The 13,738-nt window shown below is 71.4% G+C and carries 13 protein-coding genes; 3 read left to right on the top strand and 10 right to left on the bottom strand.

The features are described 5' to 3' along the window. Positions 1-167 precede the first annotated feature (167 nt). From ACZ4EF_RS32160 to uvrB, 6 genes are all read right to left on the bottom strand, one after another. A complete protein-coding gene (locus ACZ4EF_RS32160) occupies positions 168-854 on the bottom strand; it encodes a DUF3761 domain-containing protein (protein ID WP_355333922.1) in 687 nt (228 codons plus the stop codon). Positions 855-955: 101 nt separating this feature from the next. Further along, positions 956-2,002 carry a cytochrome c oxidase assembly protein gene (locus ACZ4EF_RS32155; protein ID WP_467507666.1) on the bottom strand — a complete coding sequence of 349 codons (1,047 nt, stop codon included), beginning with the start codon at positions 2,000-2,002 and terminating at the stop codon, positions 956-958. 143 nt (positions 2,003-2,145) lie between these two features. After that, positions 2,146-3,144 carry a TerC family protein gene (locus ACZ4EF_RS32150; protein WP_355333925.1) on the bottom strand — a complete coding sequence of 333 codons (999 nt, stop codon included), beginning with the start codon at positions 3,142-3,144 and terminating at the stop codon, positions 2,146-2,148. 202 nt (positions 3,145-3,346) lie between these two features. Continuing rightward, on the bottom strand, positions 3,347-5,281 hold the full coding sequence (locus tag ACZ4EF_RS32145; protein ID WP_467507664.1) for a TerD family protein: 1,935 nt from the start codon (positions 5,279-5,281) through the stop codon (positions 3,347-3,349). An 81-nt stretch (positions 5,282-5,362) separates the two neighbouring features. Next, positions 5,363-5,941, bottom strand: a complete 579-nt coding sequence (locus tag ACZ4EF_RS32140) for a TerD family protein (protein ID WP_355333929.1) — start codon at positions 5,939-5,941, stop codon at positions 5,363-5,365. Positions 5,942-6,062: 121 nt separating this feature from the next. Further along, complete coding sequence (uvrB, locus tag ACZ4EF_RS32135; RefSeq protein ID WP_467507662.1) at positions 6,063-8,159, bottom strand: excinuclease ABC subunit UvrB; 2,097 nt, start codon at positions 8,157-8,159, stop codon at positions 6,063-6,065. A gap of 211 nt (positions 8,160-8,370) precedes the next feature. Here uvrB and ACZ4EF_RS32130 point away from each other — a divergent pair, with 211 nt between their 5' ends. Together ACZ4EF_RS32130 and ACZ4EF_RS32125 are read left to right on the top strand one after the other, a co-directional pair. Continuing rightward, the gene (locus ACZ4EF_RS32130) at positions 8,371-8,874 is read left to right on the top strand and encodes a methylated-DNA--[protein]-cysteine S-methyltransferase (RefSeq protein WP_467507677.1); all 504 of its coding nucleotides are present in this window, start codon (positions 8,371-8,373) and stop codon (positions 8,872-8,874) included. Positions 8,875-8,948: 74 nt separating this feature from the next. Then, positions 8,949-9,104 (top strand): hypothetical protein, encoded by a 156-nt coding sequence (locus ACZ4EF_RS32125; RefSeq protein ID WP_355333933.1) that lies wholly within the window; start codon positions 8,949-8,951, stop codon positions 9,102-9,104. A 91-nt stretch (positions 9,105-9,195) separates the two neighbouring features. On the opposite strand, the gene ACZ4EF_RS32120 is transcribed toward ACZ4EF_RS32125, so the two are convergent. The 4 genes from ACZ4EF_RS32120 to ACZ4EF_RS32105 form a co-directional block, all read right to left on the bottom strand. Beyond that, the gene (locus ACZ4EF_RS32120) at positions 9,196-10,155 is read right to left on the bottom strand and encodes a slipin family protein (protein ID WP_467507660.1); all 960 of its coding nucleotides are present in this window, start codon (positions 10,153-10,155) and stop codon (positions 9,196-9,198) included. Positions 10,156-10,160: 5 nt separating this feature from the next. Continuing rightward, positions 10,161-10,529, bottom strand: coding sequence for a tetratricopeptide repeat protein (locus ACZ4EF_RS32115; protein ID WP_188283400.1), 369 nt, complete (start codon positions 10,527-10,529; stop codon positions 10,161-10,163). A 91-nt stretch (positions 10,530-10,620) separates the two neighbouring features. Next, on the bottom strand, positions 10,621-11,229 hold the full coding sequence (gene coaE / locus ACZ4EF_RS32110) for a dephospho-CoA kinase (protein ID WP_355333939.1): 609 nt from the start codon (positions 11,227-11,229) through the stop codon (positions 10,621-10,623). A 281-nt stretch (positions 11,230-11,510) separates the two neighbouring features. Beyond that, positions 11,511-12,440 carry a PAC2 family protein gene (locus ACZ4EF_RS32105; protein WP_188283398.1) on the bottom strand — a complete coding sequence of 310 codons (930 nt, stop codon included), beginning with the start codon at positions 12,438-12,440 and terminating at the stop codon, positions 11,511-11,513. A gap of 182 nt (positions 12,441-12,622) precedes the next feature. Between ACZ4EF_RS32105 and ACZ4EF_RS32100 the strand changes: the two genes are divergently transcribed. Next, positions 12,623-13,618, top strand: coding sequence for a right-handed parallel beta-helix repeat-containing protein (locus tag ACZ4EF_RS32100; RefSeq protein WP_467507658.1), 996 nt, complete (start codon positions 12,623-12,625; stop codon positions 13,616-13,618). The last annotated feature ends 120 nt before the right edge of the window (positions 13,619-13,738 follow it).

Genomic DNA, 13,738 nt, shown 5'->3' with positions numbered 1-13,738 from the left:
CGACTGTGGGTGCGGGCCCCCCCCACCGAGGGAGGGGAAGGGGGGGGGTGGGGGGGGTTTGGCCCCCCCCCCCGGGGGGGGGGGGGGGGGGGCGGGGCCTCCCCCCCCCCCCCCCCCCCCCCCGCGCTCCCCCGGATGTCCGTACGGTCGCCGTACGGCCGGGCGGGCTACTTGTACCAGACGGCCACGCCGTGGTGGTGCGAGCACGTGCCCCGGTGGTGCTGCGAGTAGGACAGCGTGCCGTCGTTGCAAAGGGCGGTGGCGCCGTCGTGGTCGTTGACCGGGGGCTCGGTGTACCCGACGGTCGGCTTCGGCTTCGGCTTGGGTTTCGGCTTGGGCTTCGGGGTCGGCTTGTGGGTGACGGTGGTGGGGCGGGGCTTGGGCGTCGCCTTGTGCGTGGCGGTCGGCGACGGCGCCGTGGTGCGGGTGACCGTGGGTGTGGGTGACGGCGCCGGGGTGCCGTCCGCGGGCGGGCAGATCTCGGCGATCTTGACGACGGCGAGGTCGACCGGGTCGGACAGCGCCGCGGGCCCCTGGCCGGGCTGCTGGAAGCACACCTTCCAGTCGCCGTCCGAGACCTGGGTGCGCTCGGCCCCCGTCGCGTCGTGCGCGGCGATCCGGGTGAACCCGGCGTCGTCGGCCATGGTGCGCGCGGCGAGCAGCGGCATCCCGGTCAGGTTGGGCAGTTGGCCGGTGAGCGCGGCCTGCGTGGTGGTGGGCGCGGCCGTGGGTGTGGCCGAGACCGAGGCGGCGGCGCCCGATATGTCGTCGGTCCCCCCGTCGCCGTCGCATCCCGCGAGCGCGAGCCCCGCGACGGCCAGTAAACAGGCAGCGGTGATGGCACGTTGACGCAATTTGTCCCCCCAGGACAGGTATGAGGGGGAGAGCGTGACACGCGCCGACTCGTGACGTGGTGCCCGTAACGCAGTTGTGACCCCGAGCCGCCGCGGACCGCTCAGCGACCGCGCCGCATGCGCTCGCCGACCTCGCCCTGATCGGTCTCCCACCAGGGGCGGGTCATCTCCGGAACGGGCGCGGCGGCGGGAGCGGCGGCGGACGCGTGGGCCTTTGTGGAGGCGGGCGCGGCAGAGGCACCGGCGGCAGCACCAGCGGCAGCACCAGCACCGGCACCGGCACCGGCACCGGACATCGCGACGACGGCCTCGCGGTCCAGCCGCGCGTCGAGTTCCGCCGTCTTCTCCCGCTCGGCCCGCCACCACTCGAAGAAGACCAGGATCAGGAAGGGCAGCGCGACGAGTTCGGCGAGGGTGAGCATCAGGCCGCCGCCGAGCATCTGGTCGTGCTGGACGCTCGGCCCCCAGGAGCGCGGGTGCGCGGCGTACCAGTGCCCGGCCACCAGCGTGCCGCTGGTCATGACGACGATGCCGGGCACGGAGTCGAAGAGCCCGTCGAAGAAGACCAGCGCGGCCCTGACCGGATGACCGCACCAGGACGGCAGCAGGTCCTGACGGCTGAGCATCGGCAGCACGAACAGGCAGCCGGTGAGCAGCAGTTGCAGGTGCATGAGCTGGAGCACGAGCCCGTTGCCGAGGGCGGTGGAGAAGTACGGCGTGAAGTAGATCGTCAGCTCGGAGGCGAGCACCAGCACCGAGCTGACCAGCGGATACATCAGCAGTCGTACCGTACGGCCGGTGAAGGCGCGGCGCAGCCGGCTGTCGGGTGCGGCGAGCGCGAGCGGGTCGCCGAGCGCCAGGCCGAGCGGGGCGAAGAGGTCGAGCAGGATGTTCTGCACGGCGGCGGGCCAGAACAGCACCCGGTCGTAGACGGCGAGCGAGGACATCGTCGCGACGACGAGGGTGCCGAGACCGAGGACGTAGAACGCGGCGGTGCGCCACAGCGGCCACCGCTCCCCCGCGCGCCGCTTGCGCCGTACGCCCAGCGCGTACGCGACGCCGAGCAGGACGACGGCGGTCAGCGCGACGGCGTCGAGCCGCCAGGCGTCGAAGAACCGCGCGCCGGTCAGCTCGGGAAGGACCACCATGCCGCTCGCCACCATCCGCGCCTTCCCACACGCCACGCACAACCGCTCCGTTACGAGGGCCACGGTAGCCCTCGTGACGGAGCGGTCTGCGCGAAGGGGTCGGTACGGAGGGGTCGGTACGGAGGGGGTTACGGAGGGACCGGTCAGCGGACCGGCGTCGCGGGGCGCTCCTCGTCCTCGGAGGCGGCGGCCTCGGCCTCCGCCTGCCGCTTGGAGGCGACCAGGCTGGTGGCGGTGGTGACCGCGAGGACGAGGACGATGACGCCGAGCGAGACGGGGATGGAGATCTCCGGCACGTGCACACCGGACTCGTGCAACGCGTGCAGCACCAGCTTGACGCCGATGAAGCCGAGGATCACCGACAGCCCGTACGACAGGTGGACCAGCTTCTTGAGCAGGCCGCCGATCAGGAAATAGAGCTGGCGCAGGCCCATCAGGGCGAAGGCGTTGGCGGTGAAGACGATGTACGGGTCCTGGGTGAGGCCGAAGATCGCGGGGATCGAGTCGAGCGCGAAGAGCACGTCGGTGGTGCCGATGGCGAGCATCACGACGAGCATCGGCGTCATCAGCCGCTTGCCGTTCTCCGTGATGAACAGCCGGGTGCCGTGGTACTTGTCGGTGGACGGCACGCGCTTCTCGACCGCCTTGAGCAGCCGGTTCTCCTCGAATTCCTCGTCCTCGTCGTCCGAACGGGCGTCCTGGATGAGCTTCCAGGCGGTCCAGATGAGGAAGGCGCCGAAGATGTAGAAGACCCACGAGAAGCTGGCGATGATCGCCGCGCCGCCCGCGATGAACACCGCGCGGAGCACCAGCGCTATCAGTACGCCCACCAGCAGTACGCGCTGCTGGTACTGGGACGGCACCGCGAATTTGGACATGATCAGGACGAAGACGAAGAGGTTGTCGACGCTCAGCGACTTCTCGGTGATGTAACCGGCGAAGAACTCGCCTGCCGGCTGGCCGCCGGAGAAGACGAGCAGGCCGAGTCCGAAGAGCCCGGCGAGTACGACCCAGACGATCGTCCAGGCCCCTGCCTCCTTGACGGAGACGTCGTGCGGGGTGCGGCCGATGACGAAGTCAACGGCGATCAGGGCGATCAGTCCGGCGATGGTGAGCGCCCAGAGGGCGAGGGAGACATCCACAGGTCCTCCGGCAATTCGATACGGCAACTGTCAGCGTCGTCGCTGCCGGAGGTCCCCACCACTTGAGTCCGTTCAGGGGGAGGTTTCACTCCGCACCAAGAACAGTACACGAATTGCCCAAGAGTTAGTAAATAATCGCACAAGCGTGCAGGTCAGAGCCGTAAAGTCGGTAAAGCACCGGCGCAGGACCCGGCACGACCGGTCAGGGGCCGTAGGCCGGGCGGGCCGCCGCGATCTCCCTGAGCACCTGCGTGAGCACCTGGCTGCCCGGCGGCACCAGCGACGGCTCGAACGTCCAGGCGTGCCCCACCCACGGGTCGGCCAGGTGGTCGCTGGGCAGCGGGGTGAGCCGCAGCAGCGAGCGCCACAGCGGATCGAGCACCGGCCCGTACGCGGACGCGTCCTCGCGGTCGGCGACCAGCAGCAGGTGCACCCCGGCGCGCGGTCCCTCGTCGGCGAGATAGCGCAGTTGGGTGACCGCCCGGTCGTCGAAGCCGTACGGGAACTCGTTGACGATCAGAAGCTGCTCGGCGGTGTCGAAGCCGGGCGGCAGCGAGTCGGCGGCGCCGCCGCGCAGTGCCATCTGGAGCAGATCGACGCGTTCGGTCAGCCGGTTCAGCACCTCGCCGACCCCGGCCGCGCCCCCGGCCGACGGCATCAGCACGGCGCCGCTGCCGGTGAGCGGGGCGAGCGCGGCGGAGCCGGAGCCCGCGGGGTCGAGGGCGTGCACCGCGAAACCGCCCACCGGGTACGAGGCGAGCAGCCGGGCGGCGATCGCCACGGCGGTGTCCATGGCGACCCCGCGGTCCTCCTCGCTGTCGATCCACAGACCGCGGTCCAGCGGCAGCCGGGCCAGCAGCGGGATGCGCAGTTCGGGCGCCTCGGGCAGGTAGAGGCCGCCGAGCCGTACGGCGAGCGGCGGCTGGTCGGGCACCCGGTAGGCGTGCCACACCGGATTCTCCCAGCCCGCGAAGGCGGCGGGCAGCGCGGGCTCGACGACCTCGGCCTCGGCGACGAGCTGCGCGATGTCCCGGTCGAGCACGGCGCGGGCCTGGTCGACCAGCGCGAACTGCCGGGTCTGCGCCTGGTCGCGGGCGGCGTCCGCGGCCTGACCGCCGCGGGTCGCGGGGTCGGCGAGCAGCCGGTCGAGCTCCTGCTCGAAGCGGGACTCGGCGAAGTCCACCGCGCTGCGGTAGGCGGCGATGGTGCGGGCCAGGTCCTCGAACATGCCCCACACCTGATTGTGCAGTCGCTCCTCCATCGTCCAGCCGGAGGCGTCGCCCGCGACGGGGACGGGCGGGGTGCCGGGCGGGGTGCCGGGCTGTCCGTCGGAGGACGGCCGCGGCGCGGCGGGCGGGGCGTCGTACGGCGAGCCCGGCCGGCCCTGGGCCGGTCCCTGAGCGGGCGGGGGCGGCGCGGTGGCGGCGGCCTTGCGCCGCGGGTGCCGGTAGTCGACCGGTCCTGAGGACGCGGTGATCCGGCCGTCGCCCGGAGCGGCGGCCGGGGCCGCGGTTTCCGGCCGCGGCGGCGGGGCCGTACGCGGCGCGGCGGGCAGGTCGACCGAGCGGGACAGCTCGCGCCCCACCGCCTCGTCGATGCCCGCGGCCACCCCGGCGGGCTCCGGGACACCCTGGTCGAGCAGCAGCGCGGGCAGACCGCCCTCGTACCCCTGGCCGACGGCGCGCACCTTCCAGGCGCCCTGCCGCCGGTACAGCTCGATGGCCAGCAGGGCCGTCTCGGGGCCGAGGCCGGTCATGGTGAATCCGGCGACGGCCTCGCCCTCGGTGGTGGTGACGGCGAGATGCGGGGCGGGGGCGGCGCCGAAGGCGGCGGGCGCGCCGGGGCGGCCCGCGGCGCCCGGGAGAGCCAGCAGTACGTGCACCCGGTGCACCTGCGGCGGCATCGCGCCGAGGTCCACCGCGAGCCGGTGCTCGGCGGCGGCCTGCCGGGGCACCTCGACGCCGGGGAGCTGCGGCGCGCCGGGGTGCGCCAGCCACTGCGAGGAGTCGCCGACGACCCGCCCCCGCTCGTCCCCGAGGGTGACCGCGGCCACCACCGGGGTGCCCGCCGACACCCGGATCTCCATCCGGGTGCCCGGCAGCGGATGGTTCTGTCCCCGGACCAGTTCGGCCGTCATGTCCGCCGCCCCCCGTTCCCGTTATGCGTGTGTACGTGTTCCGGCCCGCGGGCCGGGGGCCGCGTCAGCGGCCGTGCGGCCTCAGAGCGCGGGCAGAATGGCCGGAATGAGGTCCTGGAACGTCCGGCCGTTGGCCGCCGTGCCGATGGCCGTCATCGACCAGCCGGTCGCGCCGCGCTGCACCTTGGCCATGATCTGCGCCGTGTACTGGCCGCCGCCGGTCAGCGTGTAGCGGGCCAGCTCCTGCCCGTTGGTCTCGTCGACCAGGCGGCAGAACGCGTTCTGCACCTCGGCGAAGGTCTGGCCGGTGAAGGAGTTCACCGTGAAGACGATCTGGTCGACATGGACCGGTACGCGCTGGAGGTCGACGATGATCGACTCGTCGTCGCCGCCCTGGCCCGCGCCGCCGACCAGATTGTCACCGGTGTGCCGGACCGAGCCGTCGTCGCTGGTCAGGTGCTGGAAGAACACCACGTCGACCGGCTGCTTGTCCGCGAAGAGCACGGCCGAGGCGTCCAGGTCGATCTCCCGGGTGCGGGACCCGAACAGTCCGCGGCGCGGCGCGGCCTGCCAGCCCAGCCCCATCCGGATCGCCGTCAGCGTCCCTCCGTCGGACTTGCTCAGGCTGATCTTCTGGCCCTTGGTCATGTTGACCGTCACGCGCTGTCCCCTCTCACCCGTGTGTGCGGTTGTCCCGCACCCTAACAAGACGCCGTGCAACGGTATCCCGGTTCGCCGCGTGGCGATTCCTGGCGAACACCGGCCGGTCGCCGGTCCCGCGTCACGCCATTCCCGCTTCTCTCATCTGGCGCAACTCCTTCTTCAGCTCGCCCAGTTCGTCCCTGAGCCGGGCGGCCACCTCGAATTGCAGCTCGCCGGCCGCCGCGTGCATCTGGTCAGTGAGCTGAGCGATCAGGTCGGCCAGCTCCTCGGCGGGCAGCGTCTTCGCCCCGCGCTTCTCGCCCGAGCGGGCGGACAGTCCTGGCACCGGCGCCTTGCCCCGCGAGCGCTGCCGCCCGGAGCCCAGCAGCTCCTCGGTGTCGGCGTCCTCGCGGGCGAAGGAGTCCAGGATTCCGGCGATCTTCTTCCGCAGCGGCTGCGGGTCGACGCCGCGTTCCTTGTTGTACGCGATCTGCTTCTCGCGGCGCCGGTTGGTCTCCTCGATGGCCTTCTCCATCGCCGGGGTGATCCGGTCCGCGTACATGTGGACCTGGCCCGACACGTTACGGGCGGCGCGGCCGATGGTCTGGATCAGCGAGGTGCCCGAGCGCAGGAAGCCCTCCTTGTCGGCGTCGAGGATCGCGACCAGCGACACCTCGGGCAGGTCGAGGCCCTCACGCAGCAGGTTGATGCCGACCAGGACGTCGTACTCACCGGCCCGCAGTTCGCGCAGCAGCTCGACGCGGCGCAGGGTGTCGATGTCGCTGTGCAGGTACCGCACCTGGATGCCCAGTTCGAGCAGGTAGTCGGTGAGGTCCTCGGACATCTTCTTGGTGAGGGTGGTGACCAGGACGCGCTCGTCCTTCTCCGTGCGCAGCCGGATCTCGTGCACCAGGTCGTCGATCTGGCCCTCGGTGGGCTTGACGATGACCTCGGGGTCGACCAGTCCGGTCGGGCGGATGATCTGCTCGACCACGCCGTCGCCGCGGGACAGCTCGTACTTTCCGGGTGTCGCGGACAGGTAGACGGTCTGGCCGACGCGGGTCAGGAACTCCTCCCACTTCAGCGGCCGGTTGTCGAGCGCGGACGGCAGCCGGAAGCCGTGGTCGACCAGGGTGCGCTTGCGGGACGCGTCGCCCTCGTACATCGCGCCGATCTGCGGCACGGTGACATGCGACTCGTCGATGACCAGCAGGAAGTCCTCGGGGAAGTAGTCGATGAGGGTGTCGGGCGCGGAGCCCTGCTCGCGGCCGTCGATGTGCCGCGAGTAGTTCTCGATGCCGGAGCAGGTGCCGATCTGCCGCATCATCTCGATGTCGTACGTGGTGCGCATCCGCAGCCGCTGGGCCTCCAGCAGCTTGCCCTGCTTCTCCATCAGGGCGAGCTGGCCCTCCAGCTCCTTCTCGATGCCCGCGATGGCGCGTTCCATCCGCTCGGGGCCCGCGACGTAGTGGGTGGCGGGGAAGACGTAGATCTGCCGGTCCTCGGTGATCACCTCGCCGGTGAGCGGGTGCAGTGTGTAGAGCGCCTCGATCTCGTCGCCGAACATCTCGATGCGGACGGCCAGTTCCTCGTAGACCGGGAAGATCTCGATGGTGTCGCCGCGTACCCGGAAGGTGCCGCGGGCGAAGGCCACGTCGTTGCGCGCGTACTGGATGTCGACGAATTTCCGCAGGAGCTGGTCGCGGTCGATGACGTCGCCGACATTGAGCCGCACCATGCGGTCGATGTACTCCTGCGGGGTGCCGAGGCCGTAGATGCAGGACACTGAGGCGACCACGACGACATCGCGCCGGGTCAGCAGCGAATTGGTGGTGGAGTGCCGCAGCCGCTCCACCTCCTCGTTGATCGAGGAGTCCTTCTCGATGTACGTGTCCGTCTGCGGGACGTACGCCTCGGGCTGGTAGTAGTCGTAGTACGAGACGAAGTACTCGACCGCGTTGTTCGGCAGCAGCTCGCGAAATTCGTTGGCGAGCTGGGCGGCGAGCGTCTTGTTCGGCGCCATGACCAGGGTGGGGCGCTGGAGCCGCTCGATCATCCATGCGGTGGTCGCGGACTTGCCCGTACCGGTCGCGCCGAGCAGCACGACGTCCTGCTCGTCACCGCGGATCCGCTTCTCGAGGTCGTCGATGGCGGTGGGCTGGTCGCCGCTGGGCTGGTAGGGGCTGACGACCTTGAAGGGCGCCACACTGCGTTCGATGTCTGATACGGGCCGCATGTCACCACCGTACGACCCACCACCGACAATCGTCCGGGCCCGGACGGGCGGGCCGCCGCCGGGGCGGCCACTTCCCCTCGTGTGACCGGCCGGTCACTTCCGGTGACGGGCCTCGTGCCGGCCGTGCTTGCCGGGCGGATCGCGGCGGCGGGGCGTTGTCGGACCCCCGATCTAGGCTGGACGCGTGACGAACGACACCGCCTGGACGGTCATGGAGACCCCGATCGGGCCGCTGCTGCTGGCGGCGACCGACGAGGGGCTGGTCAATGTCGGTTTCCGGGCGGACGAGGCGGCGGTACGGCGCGCGGTGGCGTCGATGGGGCGGCGGCTGGGCGGCGAGCCGGTCGAGGACGCGGCCCGGCTGGCGCCGGTCACCGAGCAGATGGAGGCGTACTTCGCGGGTTCGCTGAAGGAGTTCTCGCTCGCTCTGGACTGGTCGCTGATCACCGGCTTCAACCGCCGGGTGCTGCGCGAGCTGGCGGCCGGGGTGCCGTACGGCACGGTCGTCGGGTACCAGGACCTGGCCGACCGGGTGGGCGAGCGCGGGGCGGCCCGCGCGGTCGGGACGGCGATGGGCGCGAATCCGATACCGCTGGTGGTGCCGTGCCACCGGGTGGTGGAGAGCGACGGCGGCATAGGCGGTTTCGGCGGCGGCCTGGAGATCAAGCGGACGCTGCTGGCGCTGGAGGGCGTGCTGCCCGCACCGCTGTTCTGATGATCTGAGCAGGCTCCGCACGTCCGCCCCCCGCGCCGCGCGGCGGGAGGACGTCACGGTCAACGACCGCTCCGGTGCCGGTCCGCAAGGGCGACCGGGTGACGATGCTCGGCCACGACCGGCCGCTGGACCGGGAGTTCGACGGCGGCACGCTGACCGTACGGGTGCCCGCGGCGGCGCGGGCGAAGGGGCGGTACGCGTGGGTGTTCAAGATCGACTGGACGCGCTGACGCGGGGCTGACGCGCGGGAGCGGGCGGAGTGACCCGCCCGCTCCCGTCCCGTTCCTGCCCTGCCCTGCCCTGCCGCTACGGCTTCGTCGCTCACTCCTCGGACGTGCGCGGGTCCGGGATCTGGATCGGGCCCGGCGGCTTCCGGTCGATCGCGGGCGGCTCGTCGGCCGCGGCCTCGACGGCGGACCGCGGTTCCGCGTCCGTCAGTTCGTCCGTCGCCGCGGGCGCCGCCGTCTTCTCGACCGGCTTCGTGTCCTGGCCGCCGCCGGTGTTCGCACCGGAATTCGCGCCGGAGTTCGCGGCCCGGTCGAAGAAGCGCAGCATCTCGACGGGGAAGGGCATCACCAGGGTCGAGTTCTTCTCCGCCGCGACCTCCACCACCGTCTGGAGGAGGCGCAGTTGGAGGGCGGACGGGTTGGCGTCCATGGTCCTGGCCGCCTCGGAGAGCTTCTGGGACGCCTGCAACTCACCGTCGGCGGTGATGATCCGGGCCCGCCGCTCCCGGTCCGCCTCCGCCTGCCGGGCCATCGACCGCTTCATGGACTCCGGCAGCGCCACGTCCTTGATCTCGACGCGGTCGATGTGGACGCCCCAGCCGGTGGCAGGCGTGGACAGCATCAACTCCAGCCCCTCGTGCAGGCGTTCGCGGCCGGACAGCAAATCGTCGAGTTCGCTCTTGCCGATGATGGAGCGCAGCGAGGTCTGCGCCACCTGCAACATCGCGAACTGGTAGTTCTGCACGTCCACGGTGGCCCGGATCGGGTCGATGACCCGGAAGTAGAGCACCGCGTCGACCCGTACCGACACGTTGTCGCGGGTGATGCCGTCCTGGGACGGCACCGGCATGGTGACGACCTGCATGTTGACCTTGGTCATCTTGTCCACGAACGGCACCAGCATGCGCGGGCCCGGCTCCTTGGGGAGCCGGTTGACCCGGCCGAAGCGGTAGATCACCCCGCGCTCGTACTGCTTGACCACCCTCAGACTGCTGGACACGCCGATCAGGGCGACCACCGCGAAGATGATCAGCAGCACCACGACGACTTCCACGGCCGTCAGCCGGCGTCGTCGAAACGGGCTGCGGCCAGATAGTCCGGCCGGGGGTCGAGTGCGGCGGCGAGCCGGAAGTGGCGCTGGGCCTCGTCGGCGCGGTTCGCGCGTTGCAGCGTACGGGCCAGCGCGAAGTGCGCGAAGGCGTTGTCCGGCTCGCGCTCCAGCACTATCTGGAACTCCAGCTCCGCCGGGCGCAGTTGGGCCGCGGCGAAGAACGCGCGGGCGCGCAGCAGGCGGGCCGCGGTGTTCTCCGGATGGGCCGAGATCACCGGGTCGAGGAGTTGTACGGCGCCGCGCGGGTCACGCGCCTCCAGCAGTTGCTCCGCGGCGCGGAAGTCGATGACGTGCGTCTCTGGGGTCCGCTCGTGCAAGGCCGCCTCCCTGAATTCGGGCACGGGTGACGACTGATCGTCTGGTCTGACATACCCAACGTCGTCGTCGGCAACCGCATTCCCCGGGCGACTACGCCGTCCCGGCCGCCGCCAGCTCCCGCAGCCGCTGCCACGCCGCGCGGACCTGGGGCTCCAGCTCCTCCAGCGGGCCGTCGTTGTCGATCACCAGATCCGCGACGGCGATGCGCTCCTCGCGGCCGGCCTGCGCCGCCATCCGCGCCCGCGCCTCGTCCTCGGTCATCCCGCGTGTCCGCACCAGGCGCTCGATCTGCGTGGCCGGGGCCGCGTCCACGACGATCACGAAGTCGTAGAACGGGGCCAGGTCGTTCTCCGCCAGCAGCGGTACGTCGTTGACGACGATGTCGTCCGGGGCCGCCGCCGCCCGCAGCTCCTGCGACCTGCGGCCGACCAGCGGGTGCACGATCGCGTTCAGCGCCTGGCGCCGGGCCTCGTCCGCGAAGACGATCGCGCCGAGTTTCGGGCGGTCCAGTGTCCCGTCCGCCGCCAGCACGTCCGGGCCGAACTCGGCCGTCACCGCCGCCAGGCCCTCCGTGCCGGGTTCCACCACTTCGCGGGCGATGCGGTCCGCGTCCACCAGGATCGCGCCGTGTGCCACCAGCAGTTTCGCCACGGAGCTTTTTCCTGACCCGATTCCACCGGTCAGCCCGACGTTCAGCATGCCGCCAGCTTACGGGCCCTCCGGGCCTCCGCGGGTGCCTCCCAGGGGCGCGGGGTACTGCGCGCTCAGCCACCAACGGTGGCGCGGCCGTCGAAAACCGGCCCCAGCGGGGCAGATGCTGTGAGTTTTCGGGCTGGCAGCCCGGTGGGGGCGGGCCGCGCAGTTCCCCGCGCCCCTAAAGACCAGGCCCTGCGCGAGCGCGGCGCACCTTGCGGAGGGGAAGCGGAAGAGGGCCCGCGCCCTGGGGACGCGAACCCTCTTTCGTGAGCGCGCCGCAGGCGCTAGTCGTCCTCGCGGTCGGCGAGGAAGCGTTCGAACTCGGCGGCGAGATCGTCGGCGGAAGGAAGCTCGACGGCCTCGGCGATGAGACTCTCGCGGGACTGGGACCCGGCGACGGCGTCGTACTGGGACTCCAGGCCGCGGACGACGGAGACGAGTTCGCCGTCGCCTTCAGCGACCTGGCGGTCGATCTCGACGCGGACGGTGTGCGCCTCATTGCGCAAGGCGTGGGCGATCTCGGGCAGCACGAGGCCGGTCGCGGCGGTGATCGTCTCCAGGACGGCGAGGGCGGCGTCCGGGTAGGGCGAACGCGCCAGGTAGTGCGGGACGTGGGCGGCGACGCCGAGCACGTCACGGCCGGCCTCGGCGAGCCGCAGCTCGATGAGGGAGGCGGCGCTGCCGGGGACCTGGGCCTCCTCGAACCAGGCGCGGTGGCCGGGCATGAGGTCGACGCGGTTGCCGTGCGGGGTGAGGCCGACGGGCCGGGTGTGCGGCACGCCCATCGGGATGCCGTGGAAGTTGATGGCGAGGCGTACGCCCAGGCGTTCGATGACCTGGAGCACGGCGGTCGCGAACCGTTCCCACTCCACGTCCGGCTCGGAGCCGGTGAGCAGCAGGAAGGGGGTGCCGGTGGTGTCCCGCACCAGATAGAGGTCGATCTCCGGTGCCTCGTAGGAGGTCCAGTGGTCGCGCTCGAAGGTCATCAGCGGGCGGCGGGCGCGGTAGTCGACCAGCCGGTCGGCGTCGAAGCGCGCGACGAGCTGGTTGTCCAGGCGGTCCAGCAACTGCTCGCTGATCTGCTCGCCGGTGTCCCCGGCGTCCATGTACCCCTCGAAGTGGTACAGCAGTACGGGACCTGCGTCTCCGACCGCTGCGTCGACGGCCTCGGCCCCGCCCGGCACGTATTCGTACAGCCCTTGCGGATCCAGCACGATGATCGTCCTCCTCGCTCTCTCCCCCCTCAACGAACGTACCCGCCCGGCCATTCCCACGCGTCCGCCCGGAACCCGGACGTCTTGACGGTCCGTCGGGTGGGCCCTACCTTCTCTCGTTACGTCCATGTGTTCACATGGACGACCAAGATTCACATACTTGGAACGATGGAAGGACGCGGATGCGACCCCACACGCTTCTGACCCTGCCGGTGGCCCTGCCCGTCGCGGCACTGCTCGCCGGGCTGCTCTCGTACGCGACGCCGGCCGGTGCGGCAACGGCCGGTGCGTCGACGGCCGCCGCGGCGAGCACCGTCGAGGTGACCACGGCCAAGGAGCTGAAGGCGGCGCTGACCGCCGCCGCCCCCGGCCAGACGATCCATCTCGCCGACGGCACGTACACCGGCAACTTCAAGGTCACCGTGTCCGGCACGGCCCCCGACCGGATCACGCTCACCGGCTCCTCGAACGCCGTGCTCACCTCCTCCGGCGGCTACGGCCTCTATCTGAACGGCGCGAGCTACTGGACCGTCAAGGGGGTCAGCGTCACCGGCGGCCAGAAGGGCATCGTCACCGACGCCGCCGCGCATGTCGTCATCGACTCGGTGACCGTGCACGGGCTCCAGATGGAGGGCGTGCACTTCCGCACCTCCAGCACGGACGGCGTGATCAAGAACTCGCGGATCTACGACACCGGGCTCCAGCGGCCGGGATACGGCGAGGGCGTCTACGTCGGCACCGCCAACACCCTGACCGACAAGAGCGACCGGGTGCAGATCCTCAACAACGTCATCGGCCCCAACATCGGCGCCGAGAACATCGACCTCAAGGAAGGCACCACCGGCGGCCTGGTCTCCGGCAACACCTTCGACGGCAGCGGCCTCAGCATGACCAACTACGACGACTCCTGGGTCGACGTCAAAGGCAACGGCTACACCATCACCGGCAACACCGGCACCCGCACCCTCAACGACGGCTACCAGACCCACACCCAGCAGCCCGGCTGGGGCTGCGGCACCGTCTTCCGCGACAACACCTCCGACCTCACCGGCGCCACCGGCGCCACGCAGACGGCGATCTACGTCACCAACTACTCCGCCGACTGCCCCACCACCGTCTACGCCTCCAACAAGCGCACCGGCGGCAAGGCCCTGACCAACATCCCCGTGACCCCGTAGCCCCCCCCCGGGCCGCCCAGGGCCCCACGGTCACCGGGAAAGCACCGCGGGGGGGGGGGGCGCGGGGGGGGGGGGGGGGGGGGGGGGGGGGGGGGGGGGGGGGGGGGGGGGGCGGGGTAC

The sequence above is a fragment of the Streptomyces sp. NPDC025721 genome (genome assembly GCF_055558595.1).
Note: the sequence above shows the minus strand (reverse complement) of the source record. Positions and strands in the feature narration are given on the sequence as shown.

What these genes read in the sequence shown, in the direction of transcription:
- ACZ4EF_RS32155 (WP_467507666.1), bottom strand. Translation starts at nt 2,002, where the DNA reads ATGGTGGTCCTTCCCGAGCTGACCGGCGCGCGGTTCTTCGACGCCTGG.
- ACZ4EF_RS32145 (WP_467507664.1), bottom strand. Translation starts at nt 5,281, where the DNA reads ATGACGGCCGAACTGGTCCGGGGACAGAACCATCCGCTGCCGGGCACC.
- uvrB (WP_467507662.1), bottom strand. Translation starts at nt 8,159, where the DNA reads ATGCGGCCCGTATCAGACATCGAACGCAGTGTGGCGCCCTTCAAGGTC.
- ACZ4EF_RS32130 (WP_467507677.1), top strand. Translation starts at nt 8,371, where the DNA reads ATGGAGACCCCGATCGGGCCGCTGCTGCTGGCGGCGACCGACGAGGGG.
- coaE (WP_355333939.1), bottom strand. Translation starts at nt 11,229, where the DNA reads ATGCTGAACGTCGGGCTGACCGGTGGAATCGGGTCAGGAAAAAGCTCC.
- ACZ4EF_RS32100 (WP_467507658.1), top strand. Translation starts at nt 12,623, where the DNA reads ATGCGACCCCACACGCTTCTGACCCTGCCGGTGGCCCTGCCCGTCGCG.